Consider the following 14,734-nt stretch of genomic DNA (forward strand, 5'->3'; position numbering starts at 1 on the left):
TTGTCGGTCAGCTCGCGTCGAGCTCGCGGTGTCGCTTGAGTGCACCCCAGCGTGCACCGAACGACCGTGCCAGCTGCTCGACCAGGAACACCGAACGGTGCTGCCCGCCCGTGCACCCGATGGCCACCGTCACATAGCTGCGATGGTCGCGCGCCAGTGCATCGAGCCAATGCGTGAGGAACTGTTCGATGTCGTTGTACATGCGGGCCACGTCGTCGTGCTCGCGCAGCCATTCGATCACCGGCTCGTCGCGGCCCGTGAGCGGGCGCAGCGCGGGCACGTAGTGCGGGTTTGGCAGCATGCGCACGTCGAACACGTAGTCCGCATCGAGCGGCACGCCGCGCTTGAAGGCGAACGATTCGAACACCAGCGTCAACGCACTCTGCGGCGCGGAGATCAGCGACTTGATGTAGCTCTGCAGCTGCGCCGGCCGGATCAGGCTGGTGTCGATCACGTCGGCGCCGTCGCGCAGGTCGGCCAGCAATTCGCGTTCGAGCTCGATGGCCTGCATCAGCACGCGGTGCTGCTCGGGCACGTCGGCGCGGCCTTCCTGGCGCGAGAGTGGGTGGCGGCGGCGGGTTTCTGAGTAGCGGCGCAGCAGGGCGTCGGTGGTCGCGTCGAGGAACAGCGAACGCAGCGAGATCCCGCCGTCACGCCGCAGCGCTTCGAGCTGCTGCGGAACGATGGGCAGCGAGACGCCGCTGCGCACGTCCATGGCAATGGCCACGCGCGGCGTCTGCTGTTCGTGCTGCAACGCGATGAAGGACGTCAGCAGTTCGGGCGGCAGGTTGTCGACGCAGTAGTAGCCCGCGTCTTCCAGCGCATGCAGGGCCACCGACTTGCCTGAGCCCGACATGCCCGTGATGAGCACGAGGTCGAGGTTCATGGCGCGGTCACCGAGGTCTTGTGGCCGAGCATTTCGCGTGCGTGCGCGAGCGAAGTCTGCGAGACCTTCTCGCCGCCCAGCATGCGGGCGATTTCCTTGGCGCGGTTGTCGTCGTCGAGGCGCGACACGCCGCTCTCGGTGCGCGGGCCGTCCTTGCCGGCTGCTGCCGTCTGGCGCTTGGCCACCACGAGGTGATGGTCGGCGCAGGCGGCCACCTGGGGCAGATGCGTCACGGCGAGCACCTGGCGGTCGCGGCCGAGCTGCTTCATGAGGCGGCCGACGGTATCTGCGACCGCGCCGCCGACGCCGGCATCGACCTCATCGAAGATCAGGGTCTGTGCGGCGCCGAGCTGGCTGGTGGTGACGGCAATGGCCAGCGCAATGCGCGACAGTTCGCCGCCCGAAGCCACCTTGCCGATGGCGCGCGGCGTACTGCCGGTATGGCCGGCCACGAGAAAGGCCACGTCTTCGAGGCCGGCGCGGCTGGGCTGCGCCAGCGGCTGCAGTTCGACATCGAAGCGCCCGCCCTGCATGCCTAGGCCTTGCATCGCATCGGTGACAGCCTGGGCGAGGCGCGGCGCAGCCTGCTTGCGGACCTTGCCGAGCGCCTTGGCTTCCTTCATGTAGGCCTGTTGTGCGTTTTGCTCGGCGCGCTCAAGGCCTTCGAGATCGCTTTGTGCATCCAGCGCCTGCAGCTCGGCCTGCCAGCCGGCCAGCAGCGCCGGCAGTTCGGCGGGCGGGCGCTTGTAGCGGCGCGCGAGCGACATCCAAAGGCCCATGCGCTCGTCCAGCTCGGCCAGGGTTTGCGGATCGGTGTCGGCGTCGCGCAGGTAGCCGTGCAGCGTGTGGGCAGCGTCGGAGGCCTGGGCCACGCACGAGGCGAGCACCTCGCCCAGCGCGCGGAACTCGGGCTCGATGTGCTCGCAGTTCTGCAGCAGCGTGAGCGCGCGCGTAAGCGCGGGGAGGGCGCCGTTGTCGTCGTCTTCCAGTGCCTGGCTGGCGCCCTGGGCCGCGTCGATCAGGGCCTGCGCGTTGGAGATGCGCGAGTGGTTGGTCGACAGCTCTTCCCACTCGTCGACGCCCGGTGCGAGCTTGGCGACTTCGGAGATCTGCCATTGCAGCCGCTCGCGTTCGCGCTGCAGCGAGTCTTGCGCCGAGCGCGCGTGTTCGAGCGCGGAAAGCGCCTGCCGCCAGCTTTGCCACGCGGCGTCGAGCGCATCGGTGCGCACGCCTGCATAGGCGTCGAGCAGGCCGCGCACGGCCTCGGGCCGCGTCAGGCTTTGCCAGGCGTGCTGGCCGTGGATGTCGAGCAGGCGGTCGCCAAGCTCGCGCAGCTGCGTGGCCGTGGCCGGGCTGCCATTGATCCAGCCGCGGCTGCGGCCCTGCAGATCGACGGTGCGGCGCAGCAGCAGCGCGTCGCCGGCTTCGAAGCCGCCTTCGTCGAGCCATGTGTCCAGGGCCGGGTCGGCGTCGAATTCGGCGCTCACGTCGAGCCGCTCGGCGCCTTCGCGCACCGCACCGGCGTCGGCGCGATTGCCCAGCGCCAGTTGCAGCGCGTCGATCAGGATGGATTTGCCCGCGCCGGTTTCGCCGGTCAATACCGTGAAGCCGCCGGACAGGTCGAGTTCGAGTGATCGCACGATCACGAAGTCGCGCAGTGCGATGCGTCGCAGCGCCATTTCAGGAGCCCCCTTCGTTCCAATGAAGTTTCTTGCGCAAGGTGTCGAAATAGCTCCAGCCGCGCGGGTGCAGGAAGCGCACTCGAAAGTCGGAGCGGCGCACCACCACGCGGTCGCCGATGGCGAGCGAGGCCAGCGACTGCATGTCGAAATTGGCGCTGGCGTCGCGTCCGCCCACCAGCTCGATCACGATCTCGTCGGCATCGGGCAGCAACACCGGGCGATTCGAGAGCGTGTGCGGCGCGATCGGCACCAGCACCCAGCCCGGCACGGCCGGATGCAGGAGCGGCCCGCCGGCCGAGAGAGCGTAGGCCGTCGAGCCTGTGGGCGTGGCGATGATCAGGCCGTCGGCGCGCTGATTGGCCACGAAATGGCGGCCCACCGATACGCGCAACTCGACCATGCCGGAGGTGGCGCCGCGATTGACGACCACGTCGTTCATGGCGAGCGCGTCGAACACCGAGGCGCCATCGCGCACGACCTGCGCATGCATCAGGCTGCGGTGGTCTTCCTCGTACTCGCCGGCCAGCATCGGGATCAGCGTGGCCTGGTAGTTGTCGAGCGGGATGTCGGTGATGAAGCCGAGCCGGCCGCGGTTGATGCCGATCAGCGGGATGCCATAGCTGGCGAGCTGCCGGCCGATGCCGAGCATGGTGCCGTCGCCGCCGACTACCAGGCCGAGGTCGCAGCGCTGGCCGATTTCCTCGACGCTCAGGGCTTCGTAGCGTGGATGGGCAGGGGCGCCGTCATCGTCTTCCTCGCAGGTCGAGCGCTCGACGAACACCGTGCAGCCTTGCGATTCGAGGAAGGCGCCAATGCCTTCCATGACGCCGTCGCGCGAGTCCGCCTGCGCCCGGGCGCCGGAAGCCTGGTATTTGCCGATCAGGGCGACGTGACGAAAGCGAGAGGTCATATCTCACAAATTACAACACTAAAATCTTGCAATGCTGGACGACCGTGCCAAGTTGCTGCTCAAGACGCTCGTCGAGCGCTACATCGCCGACGGGCAACCCGTCGGCTCGCGCACGCTGTCGCGTTCCTCGGGGCTCGATCTGTCGCCGGCGACCATCCGCAACGTCATGTCCGACCTCGAGGCGCTGGGGCTGATTGCCAGCCCGCACACCTCGGCCGGCCGCATTCCGACGCACCGTGGCTACCGCCTCTTCGTCGACACCATGCTGACCGCGCAGCGCGAACAGATGAGCACGCCGAGCCTCGCGCCCGACCAGCCGCAGAAAGTGATCGCCAATGCGGCGCATCTGCTGTCGAACCTGTCGCAGTTCGTTGGCGTGGTGATGGCGCCGCGGCGCGCTTCGGTGTTCAAGCAGATCGAGTTCCTGAAGCTCTCCGACCGGCGCCTGCTGGTGATCATCGTCTCGCCCGATGGCGACGTGCAGAACAGGGTGATCTTTCCGGAGGCCGACTATTCGCAGTCGCAGCTGGTCGAGGCCTCGAACTACATCAACGCGCACTATGCGGGCCTGACCATCGAGCAGGTGCGCGATCGCCTCCAGTCCGAGGTCGAAAAGCTGCGTGGCGAGATCGCCGCGTTGATGCAGGCGGCGGTGCAGGTCAGTTCCGAAGTGCTGAACGAGGCGCAGGAAGACGACGTCGTGATCTCGGGCGAGCGCAACCTGCTGGCGGTGAGTGATTTCTCCAGCGACATGGGGCAACTGCGCCGGGCCTTCGAGCTCTTCGAGCAGAAGGCCCAATTGATGCGCCTGCTCGACGTGTCGAGCAAGGCCGAAGGGGTGCGCATCTTCATCGGCGGGGAGAGCCAGGTGGTGCCCTTCGAAGAGCTCTCCATCGTCAGTGCCAACTACGAGGTCGATGGACAGGTCGTGGGCACGCTGGGCGTGATCGGGCCGACGCGCATGCCCTACGAACGCATGATCCAGATCGTCGACATCACATCGCGCCTGGTGAGCAATGCGCTGAGCCATCGCAAGTAGGCGCCGCGGCGCGAATAGAATCGGGCCGCGTGGGCCGTTAGCTCAGTTGGTTAGAGCAGCGGACTCATAATCCGTTGGTCGATGGTTCAAGCCCATCACGGCCTACCACCGCTTCTTGTTTTTGCCCGTTTTCGGAACGAGCCTCAGAACAGGCTATAATCGAAGGCTCAGCGGCTGTAGCTCAGTTGGATAGAGTACTTGGCTACGAACCAAGGGGTCGTGGGTTCAATTCCTGCCAGCCGCACCATCTCCAGAAATGCCCGGAAGATTCATCTTCCGGGCATTTTTCTTTTGCGCCTTCGCATGGATTCGGCCGGGCAAATGCAGAAAGGGTCGAAGAAAGCGGGCTATAATTGCAAGCTGTGCGGCTGTAGCTCAGTTGGATAGAGTACTTGGCTACGAACCAAGGGGTCGTGGGTTCAATTCCTGCCAGCCGCACCATTACAAGAAAAGCTCGCAACGAAAGTTGCGGGCTTTTTTCATTTGGAGGATTCTGCTTTGAGCAAGGCATTCACCAAGGAAACAGACTCTGACGGGGATGACGACGGCGCCGATGGCGCGTTGCCTCCGTTGCCCGCAGGCAGCAAGAACTACATCACCCCCGAAGGCTACGCGCGCCTGCGCGACGAGCTGCTGCAGCTGATGGACGAGGAGCGGCCGAAGATCGTCGAAACCGTGCATTGGGCAGCCAAGAATGGTGACCGCTCCGAGAATGGCGACTATCTCTACGGCAAGAAGCGCCTGCGCGAGATCGATCGCCGTATCCGTTTTCTCACCAAGCGCCTCGAAATCGCGGAGGTCACCGATCCCTCGGTGCACCACGGTCGTGATCAGATCTTCTTCGGTGCCACCGTTCGCTATGCCGACGAGACGGGCGACGAGCGCAGCGTCACGATCCTCGGCATTGACGAAGCGGAGAGCGCGAAGTCGCAGGTCAGCTGGATTTCGCCGATTGCCCGGGCATTGCTCAAGTCGCGCGAAGGCGACGTGGTGAAGCTCGTCACGCCGGGTGGGGCGCACGAGGTCGAGATTCTGTCGGTGAGCTATCCGGAGCCGCGCCCAGTCGCGACGTAACGGAACTTCAGGGGGCGGGAACCGTCCTCGATGCGGTCAGCACCGACGCGGTACGTCGGGCCGCGCGCAACACCGCATCCAGGTGCGTGCGGTCGCGCACGGCGATCACGAAGCGCAGGTCGGTCGAATCCTGCGGGGTTTCGTCGGCCATTTCCACATGCGTGATGTCTGCTTCCGCATCGGCCAGCGTGGCCGCGACCCGCGCCAGCACGCCCTTGTCGTTGCGTACGGTGATGACCACTCCGGTCTCGAAGGCTCGTGTGGGTTCATCTGCCCATTCGACGGCGAAGAAGCGTTCGCTGTCTTTGTGGCGCAACCGCTGGCCGACGCCGCAGTCTTCCGTGTGCACCACCAGGCCTTCGCCATGGCCGAGGTAGCCGACGATCTGGTCGCCAGGAATCGGCCGGCAGCACAGTGCAAAGCGCACTGACGAGTTCTCGCTGCCGTCCAGTGTGACCGCGCCCTGCGACACAGTTTCGTGCGAGATGAAGCGCTCGCGGCTCAACAGCAGCGCGTCGGGCCGTTCGCCCAGCTCGGAGAGCATTGCGACCAGTCGTTTCGCGACGATGCTGGCAATGCGCTTGCCCAGGCCGATGTCGGTCAGCAGTTCGGAGCGGGTGCGGTTGCCGGTGAAGCGCAGCAGCTTCTCCCACAGCGCCTGATGTTCCTCGTCTTCCTCGGGCAGCTTGCTCAGGCCTTCGGCGCGCAGCGCCTGCGCGAGCAGCTTTTCGCCCAGGCCTTCGGACTCGGCGTGCGCCAGGGTCTTCAGATAGTGGCGGATCTTGGAACGCGCCCGGCCGGTTCGCACGAAGCCCAGCCAGGCCGGGTTGGGCGTCGACACCGGCGCGGTGATCACCTCGACCACATCGCCGTTCTTGAGCTCGGTGCGCAGCGGCACCTGGTCGCCGTTGATGCGCGCGGCCGAGGTGTGGTCGCCGATGTTGCTGTGAATGGCGTAGGCAAAGTCGACCACCGTGGCGCCGCGGGGCAGCGCCATGATCTGGCTCTTGGGCGTGAACACATAGACCGCGTCCGGAAACAGGTCGACCTTGACGTGGTCCCAGAACTCGGCGGCGTCGCGTGTTTCGTCCTGGATGTCGAGCAGCGATTGCAGCCACTTGGTGCCCAGTCGATCGTTGCTGGCCGCGTTCGGCTCGGCCGCCTTGTACAGCCAGTGTGCAGCCACGCCCGACTCGGCCACCACATGCATCGCCTCGGTCCGAAGCTGGAACTCGACGCTCACGCCGGCCGGGCCGACGAGCGTGGTGTGCAGCGACTGGTAGCCGTTGAGCTTGGCGATCGCGATGTGGTCCTTGAACTTGCCCGGCAGGGGCTTGTACATCTGGTGCAGGATGCCCAGGCCGGTGTAGCAGGCGATCACGTTCGGCACGATCAGGCGGAAGCCGTAGATGTCGGTCACCTGGGCGAAGCTCAGGTGCTTTTCTTCCATCTTGCGGTAGATCGAATAGAGCGTTTTCTCGCGCCCCGCAATGCGCAGCGTCATGTTGGCTGCGGCAAAGGCGGTTTCGACCTCGCGCTGCACCTTCTGGATCAGGTCGCGACGTCGGCCGCGCGCCTTGGCCACGGCCTTCGACAGCGTGGCATAGCGCCACGGTTTCAGATGCCGGAAGGACAGCTCCTGCAACTCGCGGTAGGTCTGGTTCAGCCCGAGGCGATGCGCGATGGGCGCGTAGATCTCCAGCGTTTCGCGCGAGATGCGGCCCCACTTTTCACGCGGCGCATCGGCCAGCGTACGCATGTTGTGCGTGCGGTCCGCCAGCTTGACCAGGATCACGCGCACGTCGCGCGCCATGGCCAGCAGCATCTTGCGGAACGACTCGGCCTGGTTTTCTTCGCGGGTGTTGAACTGCAGCTTGTCGAGCTTGGTCAGCCCGTCGACCAGTTCGGCCACTGGGGCGCCAAAGCGCTCGATGAGTTCGGGCTTTGTGACGCCGCAGTCTTCGATGGCGTCGTGGAGCAGGGCCGCCATCAGCGCCTGCGCATCGAGCTTCCACTCGGCGCATTGCGCCGCCACGGCGATGGGGTGGGTGATGTACGGCTCGCCGCTGTTGCGCAGCTGTCCGAGGTGGGCCTCGTCGGCGAAGCGGTAGGCGCGGCGGACCAGCTCGGTGTCTTCAGGGCTCAGGTAGTCGAGACGCGCGGTCAGTGCGGCAAAGCTTGCGGCGGCCGCGTTCAGCGCAGCCGGACTCGGCTTCGGCGTGCCCTTGGGGGCATGGGACTGAGATTTGGCTACCGCGCTCATGGCTACCACTTTAGCGTGACCGCTGTATGGACGCGTTCAGGCATAAAAAAAGCACCGCTTTGCGGTGCCTTTTCGTTGCAGGGCTGCGTCAGATCAGCCCGGCACCTTCTTGAGCATTTCGAGGCCGATCTTGCCTTCGGCGATTTCGCGCAGGGCGGTCACGGCGGGCTTGTTCTTGCTCTCGATCTTCGGGGCATGGCCCTGGCTCAGCATGCGCGCACGGTACGTGGCGGCCAGGACGAGCTGGAAACGGTTCGGGATATTGACGAGACAGTCTTCGACGGTGATGCGGGCCATGATGAGAATCTTTCTGTCTGTGAGCGGATGAACTCGGATATCAGGGGATGTTCAGTGCGGCGAATGTGTCGGCACGTGCACGGCGCTGTGCGGAATACCGGAGCCGCTGAGCGTGGACGATCGCCTTGAGATCGAAAAGCGCGCGCTCAAATAACTCGTTGATTATAACGAAGTCGAATTCCCCCGCCCTGGCCATCTCTTCGGCGGCGTTCTTCAGGCGCAATTCGATGACCGAGGCGCTGTCTTCGCCGCGCCGTTCGAGGCGGGAGCGCAGTTCTTCCCAGCTGGGCGGCAGGATGAAGATCATGACCGCGTTGGCAAAGGTCTTGCGGATCTGCAGCGCGCCCTGGAAGTCGATTTCGAGGATGACGTCGGCCCCCTGGGCGATCCGCTCCTCGATGGCCCTCTTGGAGGTGCCGTACCGGTGCCCGTGCACATGGGCCCATTCCACGAAGCCGTCCGCCGCGATCAGGGCGTCGAACTCCGTGGGCGAGGCAAAAAAGTACTCGCGGCCGTGCTTTTCCTGCCCGCGCGGCGACCGGGTCGTGTGCGAAACCGAGGGCTGCACGGCCGAATCGAGTTCCATGAGCGCCTTGACCAGGCTCGATTTGCCGGCCCCGCTGGGCGCGGCCACCACGAAGATATTGCCGGGGTAATCCATTCTTTCGCTCGTCGTCATTCGATGTTCTGCACCTGCTCGCGCATCTGCTCGATCAGGACCTTCATGTCCACGCCGATGCGCGTGAGCTCCAGCGCCGCCGACTTCGAGCCCAGGGTGTTGGCCTCGCGGTGCAGCTCCTGGATCAGGAAGTCGAGGCGCTTGCCGATTTCTCCGCCCTTCTTGAGCAGTCGCTCGATCTCGTCGAGGTGCGAGTTCAGCCGGGTGAGCTCCTCGGCCACGTCGATGCGGATCGCAAAGGCGGTGGCTTCGGTCAGCGCGCGGTCCTGGGCGGCTTCGGGCAGCGTACCGCCCGTGCCGGCGGTCAGGCCCATGGCCTCCTGCCAGCGCTCCAGGAAGCGGGTGCGCTGCTGTTCGACCAGCTGCGGCACCAGCGGACCGGCCTGCAGCACCAGGGTGCGCAGCTGGCCCAGGTGGGCTTCGAGCATCTTGGCCAGCCGCGCGCCTTCGCGCTGGCGGGCCGACATCAGGCCTTCGAGCGCCTTGCCGGCGACATCGAGCAGGTCGGGGGCCCAGTCGCCGCGGGCGGCGCTGTCGCCGCCGGCCAGACGCAGCACGTCGGCCACGCTCAGGTCGCGGGCACTTGGCAGCCAGGCCTTGATGCTGTCCTGCACCCCGTTGAGCCGCTGGAGCAGCTTGACGGAGGGCTCGACCACACCGGCCTGGGCCGTATTCTCGATGGCGGCCCGCACTTCGACCTTGCCGCGCTTGAGCTTGCCCGTGAGCAGCTCGCGCAGCGCGGTTTCATGCTGGCGCAGCTCCTCCGGCAATTTGAAGGTGAGATCGAGGAAGCGGCTGTTGACCGAGCGGATTTCTACCCCGAGCCGACCCGCGGCGGCAGGCCGTGCCTCGGCTTCGGAGTGGCTGCCTGCGGACCCGTTCTGGCCGCTGGCGTAGCCGGTCATGCTGTAAACTGGCATTGCGCCTCACTGTGGTTTTGCTTGCATGCACCGAGGCGTCGGCACGGCGTTCGCTTGCCGCACCATCGCCTTCGGGCGAAACTCCCGGATTATGTCAAAGGTCAAGCCTACGCCCCTGTTGCCCGATACGGTCATTGGTGGTTACCGCGTTGTACGCCGGCTTTCCGCAGGTGGGTTCGGTGTCGTCTATCTCGCCATCGACCCCAGCGGACAGCAGGTGGCCATCAAGGAATATCTGCCGTCCTCGCTTGCCACGCGGGGGCCTGGCGAGCTCGCGCCGCAGGTGCCGCCGGAGAAGCTGTCCCTCTACCGGCTGGGGCTCAAGAGCTTCTTCGAAGAGGGCCGCTCGCTCGCGCAGATCTCGCACGCCTCGGTGGTCAGCGTGCTCAATTTCTTCCGCGAGAACGAAACCGTCTACATGGTCATGAACTACCTGGAGGGCGCGACCCTGCAGGATTTCGTGGTCACGGCGCGCGACCTGAAGAAGCAAAAAGTGTTTCGCGAGTCGACCATCCGTTCGCTGTTCGACGAGATCCTGCGCGGCCTGCGCATCGTCCACCAGTACAAGATGCTGCACCTGGACATCAAGCCGGCCAACATCTTCGTCACCGACGACGACCGCGCCGTGCTGATCGACTTCGGCGCCGCGCGCGAAGTGCTCAGCAAGGAAGGCATCTTCATCCGCCCGATGTACACCCCCGGCTTTGCGGCCCCCGAGATGTACCGGCGCGACTCGTCGATGGGCCCGTGGACCGACATCTACGCCATCGGCGCATGCATCTACGCCTGCATGCAGGGTTATCCGCCCAATGACGCGCCGCGGCGCATCGAGAAAGACCGGCTCAGCCTGTCGCTGTCGCGCCTGCGGGGCGTGTACTCCGACAACCTGATCGAGGTGGTCGAGTGGTGCATGTCGCTCGACCCGCTGTCGCGCCCGCAATCGGTCTTCGCGCTGCAGAAGGAGCTCAGCCGCGAAGGCGAGCGCCGCTACACCAAGCTCACGGTGGGCGAGAAAGTGCGCCTGTCAATCGACAACATCCGCTCTTTCGACAAGAAGAGTCTGCCCAAGGCTGCTGCGCCCACCACGCGCCCTGCATGACATCATGAAATTCTCCGTCTTCCAGGTCAGCCGCAAGGGCGGACGTCTCAAGAACGAAGACCGCATGGGCTATTGCTACACGCGGGAATCGAGCCTGTTCGTGCTGGCCGACGGCATGGGCGGCCACCCGGAAGGCGAGGTTGCGGCGCAGCTGGCGCTGCAGACCATTGCCGCGCTCTACCAGCGCGAGGCGCGCCCCGTCGTGAAGGACGCCAAGGCCTTCCTGGCCGAGTCGGCCATGGCCGCGCATCAGCAGATCATGCGTTACGCGAGCCACAAGGCCATGCTCGACACGCCGCGCACCACCGTCGTCGCGGCCGTGCTCCAGGGCACAACCGCGACGTGGATGCACTGCGGCGATTCGCGCCTGTACGTCGTGCGCGACGGCCGCCTGCTGGTGCGCACGCGCGACCACTCGCACGCCGAACGCCCCAAGCCGCACGGCTCCGACATGCCCGTCAACCGCAATCTGCTGCTGACCTGCCTCGGCTCGCCGACCACGCCGCTGTTCGACGTCTCGGCGCCGCTGCAGCTGCAGCGCGGCGACCGCATCATGCTGTGCTCCGACGGCGTCTGGGGCGTGCTCGACGACGAACTGATCGTGCACACCCTCTCGTCCGACAAGCCCGTGTCCGACGCCGCCCCCGATCTCGCCGAGATGGCCCTGCGCAAGGGCGGTGCCCACAGCGACAACGTCACGCTGATCGCGCTCGAATGGGAAATGCCCGACAGCACGGGCGACGATCGCAGCGGCGTGTCTACCGAAACCATCGAAGACGGCGTGTTCGCCTCGACCATCCAGGCCGGCATGCCGTCGGACAACGAAATCGACGACCTCGACGAAGACGCCATCGAGCGCTCCATCGCCGAAATCAACGAAGCCATTCGCCGTTCCGCTGCACGCAAGACCTGAGCGCGCGGCTTTTCTCTTTCTTTTCTGTTCTCCAACAAATGACTGCTTTCACACGAAGCGGCGGCCGCGCCGCCGACCAGCTGCGCCCGGTGCGCATCACCCGCGGCTTCACCATCCACGCCGAAGGCTCGGTGCTGATCGAGTTCGGCCAGACGCGCGTGCTGTGCACCGCCTCGGTCGAAGAGAAGGTGCCGCCGCACAAGAAGGGCAGCGGCGAAGGCTGGGTCACCGCCGAATACGGCATGCTGCCGCGCGCCACGCACACCCGCAGCAGCCGAGAGGCGGCCAAGGGCAAGCAGACCGGCCGCACGCAGGAAATCCAGCGCCTCATCGGCCGCTCGATGCGCGCCGTGTTCGACCTCGCCGCCCTCGGCGAACGCACCATCCACCTCGACTGCGACGTGCTGCAGGCAGACGGCGGCACGCGCACCGCGGCCATCACCGGCGCCTTCGTCGCCGCGCAGGACGCCGTCAACAAGTTGCTGGCCGCCGGCACCCTCAAGGCCTCGCCCATCAAGGGTCACGTGGCTGCCATTTCGGTGGGCATCGTCGAAGGCACGCCGCTGCTCGACCTCGAATACACCGAAGACTCCGCCTGCGACACCGACATGAACGTCGTCATGACCGGCGCCGGCCATTTCGTCGAAGTGCAGGGCACGGCCGAAGGCGTGGCCTTCACGCGCGAAGAAATGAACATCCTGCTCGGCCTGGCCGAGAAGGGCATCGGCGAGCTCGTGACCCTGCAACAGCAGGCGCTGCTGCCATCGAACTGACCAACAGCTACTGGCGCTCGCCGAACGGGCGCCACAGCCACTTTTGACTTTTTATGAAACTGGTTCTGGCTTCTAACAACGCAGGCAAGCTCGCCGAACTCCAGCAGCTGTTTGCCGAGCTGTCCGTCACCCTGGTGCCGCAGTCGGCACTGGGCGTGGGCGAGGCTGAAGAACCCTTCCGCACCTTCGTCGAGAACGCACTGACCAAGGCGCGCCACGCCAGCGCCGCCACCGGCCTGCCGGCCATGGCCGACGACGCGGGCCTGTGCGTCGATGCCTTCGGCGGCCTGCCGGGCGTCGACACCGCCTTCTACGCCACGCAGTTCGGCTACACCAAGGGCGACGCCAACAACGTGAAGGCGCTGCTCGAACAGCTCGACGGCGTGGCCAACCGCCGCGCCGCGCTCGTGAGCACGCTGGTCGCGCTGCGCAGCCACGACGACCCCGAGCCGCTCATCGCCGTCGGCCGCGTGGTCGGCGAGATCGCGCCCGCACCCGTTGGCGACAACGGCTTCGGCTTCGACCCCGTCATGTACCTGCCGGCCTTCGGCAAGACCTTTGCCCAGTTGCCGCCCGAAGTGAAGAACGCCAACAGCCACCGCGGCCGCGCGGCGCAGGCCATGCTGGCGTTGATGCGCGAGCGCTGGCTGTAATGGCCACCACCTTCCCGATCCTGCCGGCGCAGCCCACGGGCGCGCCGCAGGCCAACGACGTGCTGCACTGGATGCGGTCCGGTCCGCTGCAACTCAGCGCGCTGCCGCCGCTGTCGCTCTACATCCACCTGCCGTGGTGCCTGCGCAAATGCCCATACTGCGACTTCAACTCGCACGAATGGCGCGCGGCGAGCGAGGCCGAGATCGACGGCATTCCCGAGGCGGCGTACATCGACGCGCTGGTGGCCGACCTCGACGCTGCATTGCCACTCATCTGGGGCCGCACCGTCCACACCATCTTCATCGGCGGCGGCACGCCCAGCCTGTTCTCGCCGCAAGCCATCGACCGCTTGCTGGGCGACGTGCGTGCGCGCCTCAAGCTCACGCCCGACTGCGAGATCACGCTCGAAGCCAACCCCGGCACCTTCGAGCGCAACCGCTTCCGCGCGTACCGCTCGGCTGGCGTCACGCGCCTTTCGGTGGGCGTGCAGAGCTTCAACGACGAGCACCTGAAGGCGCTGGGCCGCGTGCACGACCGTGCGCAGGCCATCGCAGCCCTGGAAGAGGCCGCGAGCACCTTCGACACCTTCAACCTCGACCTGATGTACGCGCTGCCGGGCCAGACCCTGGAAGGCCTCGACGCCGACCTGTCGCAGGCACTGGCGCTCGCGCCGCCGCACATCTCGGTGTACCACCTGACCATCGAACCCAACACCTGGTTCGCCAAGTTCCCGCCCACGCTGCCCGAAGACGACATTGCCTACGCCATGCTCGACCGCATCACCGAGCGCACCAGCGCCAGTGGCATGTCGCGCTACGAGGTGTCGGCCTATGCGCGCGAGGGGCACCAGTGCGCGCACAACCTCAACTACTGGCAGTTCGGCGACTACCTTGGCATTGGCGCCGGCGCGCACAGCAAGCTGAGCTTTGCGCACCGCATCGTCCGGCAGGTGCGCTTTCGCGAGCCGCGCCTGTACATGGAGAACGCGCGCGCGGGGGCCGCGGTGTCGCAGAGCGACGAAGTGGCGCTGGCCGATCTGCCGTTCGAGTTCATGCTCAATGCGCTGAGGCTGAAGACGGGCTTCACGCTGCCGCAATTCAGCGAACGCACGGGGCTGGCGATGACGTCGATCCAGCGTGGTCTTGAAGAAGCAGAGCGCAAGGGGCTCGTGGCACGCGACCTGTTTCGCGTGTGGCCGACCGAGCGCGGACTGGATTTTCTGAGCGATCTGCAGGCGATGTTCCTGCCCGATGAAGAGTAGGGCAGCGCCGTCGGCATAAAATCCACGGTTCCGGAGAGTTGGGTGAGTGGTTTAAACCAGCAGTCTTGAAAACTGCCGACGTGAAAGCGTCCGTGAGTTCGAATCTCACACTCTCCGCCAAGACGAGTATTTTCAACACACCAGAACGCGCCGCAAGGCGCGTTTTTCATTGGGCAATGCCTATACTCTGCCGCCTCAAGCAGCCTTAACATGCCGTGAAAGCGCTTTTGGGATGGCCGGTGGTATGGCCGGCAGGAAGCGATGCCGAAGCGATCTCGTGAACT

General features: G+C 65.8%; 14 protein-coding genes and 4 tRNA genes. 11 read left to right on the top strand and 7 right to left on the bottom strand.

Annotation, left to right across the window (positions count from 1 at the left end; genetic code table 11):
- Positions 1-7 precede the first annotated feature (7 nt).
- From rapZ to NWF24_RS03990, 3 genes are read right to left on the bottom strand one after another with little or no spacing between them, the layout of a single operon-like run.
- Entirely contained in the window at positions 8-886 is an 879-nt protein-coding gene (gene rapZ, locus NWF24_RS03980; RefSeq protein ID WP_258353084.1) for an RNase adapter RapZ, read from the bottom strand.
- Positions 883-2,565 carry a DNA repair protein RecN gene (recN, locus tag NWF24_RS03985; RefSeq protein ID WP_258353085.1) on the bottom strand — a complete coding sequence of 561 codons (1,683 nt, stop codon included), beginning with the start codon at positions 2,563-2,565 and terminating at the stop codon, positions 883-885. The genes rapZ and recN overlap by 4 nt, the downstream gene beginning before the upstream one ends.
- Before the next feature lies 1 nt (position 2,566).
- Entirely contained in the window at positions 2,567-3,478 is a 912-nt protein-coding gene (locus NWF24_RS03990; RefSeq protein ID WP_093059696.1) for an NAD kinase, read from the bottom strand.
- Between the two features lie 31 nt (positions 3,479-3,509).
- Here NWF24_RS03990 and hrcA point away from each other — a divergent pair, with 31 nt between their 5' ends.
- The 5 genes from hrcA (at position 3,510) to greB (ending at position 5,591) form a co-directional block, all read left to right on the top strand.
- Entirely contained in the window at positions 3,510-4,517 is a 1,008-nt protein-coding gene (gene hrcA / locus NWF24_RS03995) for a heat-inducible transcriptional repressor HrcA (protein WP_093059694.1), read from the top strand.
- Positions 4,518-4,548: 31 nt separating this feature from the next.
- Positions 4,549-4,625: transfer RNA gene (locus NWF24_RS04000), tRNA-Ile, on the top strand.
- A 62-nt stretch (positions 4,626-4,687) separates the two neighbouring features.
- A tRNA-Arg gene (locus NWF24_RS04005) sits at positions 4,688-4,764 on the top strand.
- Between the two features lie 117 nt (positions 4,765-4,881).
- Positions 4,882-4,958: transfer RNA gene (locus tag NWF24_RS04010), tRNA-Arg, on the top strand.
- A 57-nt stretch (positions 4,959-5,015) separates the two neighbouring features.
- Positions 5,016-5,591, top strand: coding sequence for a transcription elongation factor GreB (gene greB, locus NWF24_RS04015; RefSeq protein WP_258353086.1), 576 nt, complete (start codon positions 5,016-5,018; stop codon positions 5,589-5,591).
- 7 nt (positions 5,592-5,598) lie between these two features.
- On the opposite strand, the gene NWF24_RS04020 is transcribed toward greB, so the two are convergent.
- From NWF24_RS04020 to NWF24_RS04035, 4 genes are all read right to left on the bottom strand, one after another.
- Positions 5,599-7,854: a RelA/SpoT family protein gene (locus NWF24_RS04020; RefSeq protein WP_093081838.1), complete on the bottom strand. Its 2,256-nt coding sequence runs from the start codon at positions 7,852-7,854 to the stop codon at positions 5,599-5,601.
- Positions 7,855-7,947: 93 nt separating this feature from the next.
- Positions 7,948-8,151, bottom strand: a complete 204-nt coding sequence (rpoZ, locus tag NWF24_RS04025; RefSeq protein ID WP_007835875.1) for a DNA-directed RNA polymerase subunit omega — start codon at positions 8,149-8,151, stop codon at positions 7,948-7,950.
- 40 nt (positions 8,152-8,191) lie between these two features.
- Positions 8,192-8,812, bottom strand: coding sequence for a guanylate kinase (gene gmk / locus NWF24_RS04030; protein WP_093059689.1), 621 nt, complete (start codon positions 8,810-8,812; stop codon positions 8,192-8,194).
- Between the two features lie 14 nt (positions 8,813-8,826).
- Positions 8,827-9,750, bottom strand: coding sequence for a YicC/YloC family endoribonuclease (locus NWF24_RS04035; RefSeq protein WP_258353087.1), 924 nt, complete (start codon positions 9,748-9,750; stop codon positions 8,827-8,829).
- 91 nt (positions 9,751-9,841) lie between these two features.
- On the opposite strand from NWF24_RS04035, the gene NWF24_RS04040 reads away from it, so the two are divergent.
- The 6 genes from NWF24_RS04040 to NWF24_RS04065 all read left to right on the top strand — a co-directional run bounded on the left by NWF24_RS04040 (position 9,842) and on the right by NWF24_RS04065 (position 14,570).
- The gene (locus tag NWF24_RS04040; protein WP_042673779.1) at positions 9,842-10,849 is read left to right on the top strand and encodes a serine/threonine protein kinase; all 1,008 of its coding nucleotides are present in this window, start codon (positions 9,842-9,844) and stop codon (positions 10,847-10,849) included.
- Between the two features lie 4 nt (positions 10,850-10,853).
- Positions 10,854-11,762 (top strand): PP2C family protein-serine/threonine phosphatase, encoded by a 909-nt coding sequence (locus NWF24_RS04045; protein ID WP_093059685.1) that lies wholly within the window; start codon positions 10,854-10,856, stop codon positions 11,760-11,762.
- Positions 11,763-11,800: 38 nt separating this feature from the next.
- Positions 11,801-12,535, top strand: coding sequence for a ribonuclease PH (rph, locus tag NWF24_RS04050; protein WP_258353088.1), 735 nt, complete (start codon positions 11,801-11,803; stop codon positions 12,533-12,535).
- Between the two features lie 53 nt (positions 12,536-12,588).
- The gene (locus tag NWF24_RS04055) at positions 12,589-13,188 is read left to right on the top strand and encodes a non-canonical purine NTP pyrophosphatase (protein ID WP_258353089.1); all 600 of its coding nucleotides are present in this window, start codon (positions 12,589-12,591) and stop codon (positions 13,186-13,188) included.
- Positions 13,188-14,450, top strand: coding sequence for a radical SAM family heme chaperone HemW (hemW, locus tag NWF24_RS04060; RefSeq protein WP_258353090.1), 1,263 nt, complete (start codon positions 13,188-13,190; stop codon positions 14,448-14,450). The genes NWF24_RS04055 and hemW overlap by 1 nt, the downstream gene beginning before the upstream one ends.
- 32 nt (positions 14,451-14,482) lie before the next feature.
- Positions 14,483-14,570: transfer RNA gene (locus NWF24_RS04065), tRNA-Ser, on the top strand.
- Positions 14,571-14,734 lie beyond the last annotated feature (164 nt).

Origin of the sequence: Variovorax paradoxus, from assembly GCF_024734665.1 — a bacterium.
Taxonomy (GTDB): domain Bacteria; phylum Pseudomonadota; class Gammaproteobacteria; order Burkholderiales; family Burkholderiaceae_C; genus Variovorax.

What these genes read in the sequence shown, in the direction of transcription:
- hrcA (WP_093059694.1), top strand. Translation starts at nt 3,510, where the DNA reads ATGCTGGACGACCGTGCCAAGTTGCTGCTCAAGACGCTCGTCGAGCGC.
- gmk (WP_093059689.1), bottom strand. Translation starts at nt 8,812, where the DNA reads ATGGATTACCCCGGCAATATCTTCGTGGTGGCCGCGCCCAGCGGGGCC.
- NWF24_RS04055 (WP_258353089.1), top strand. Translation starts at nt 12,589, where the DNA reads ATGAAACTGGTTCTGGCTTCTAACAACGCAGGCAAGCTCGCCGAACTC.
- rph (WP_258353088.1), top strand. Translation starts at nt 11,801, where the DNA reads ATGACTGCTTTCACACGAAGCGGCGGCCGCGCCGCCGACCAGCTGCGC.
- NWF24_RS04040 (WP_042673779.1), top strand. Translation starts at nt 9,842, where the DNA reads ATGTCAAAGGTCAAGCCTACGCCCCTGTTGCCCGATACGGTCATTGGT.
- recN (WP_258353085.1), bottom strand. Translation starts at nt 2,565, where the DNA reads ATGGCGCTGCGACGCATCGCACTGCGCGACTTCGTGATCGTGCGATCA.
- NWF24_RS03990 (WP_093059696.1), bottom strand. Translation starts at nt 3,478, where the DNA reads ATGACCTCTCGCTTTCGTCACGTCGCCCTGATCGGCAAATACCAGGCT.
- NWF24_RS04020 (WP_093081838.1), bottom strand. Translation starts at nt 7,854, where the DNA reads ATGAGCGCGGTAGCCAAATCTCAGTCCCATGCCCCCAAGGGCACGCCG.
- rapZ (WP_258353084.1), bottom strand. Translation starts at nt 886, where the DNA reads ATGAACCTCGACCTCGTGCTCATCACGGGCATGTCGGGCTCAGGCAAG.
- NWF24_RS04045 (WP_093059685.1), top strand. Translation starts at nt 10,854, where the DNA reads ATGAAATTCTCCGTCTTCCAGGTCAGCCGCAAGGGCGGACGTCTCAAG.
- hemW (WP_258353090.1), top strand. Translation starts at nt 13,188, where the DNA reads ATGGCCACCACCTTCCCGATCCTGCCGGCGCAGCCCACGGGCGCGCCG.
- NWF24_RS04035 (WP_258353087.1), bottom strand. Translation starts at nt 9,750, where the DNA reads ATGCCAGTTTACAGCATGACCGGCTACGCCAGCGGCCAGAACGGGTCC.
- rpoZ (WP_007835875.1), bottom strand. Translation starts at nt 8,151, where the DNA reads ATGGCCCGCATCACCGTCGAAGACTGTCTCGTCAATATCCCGAACCGT.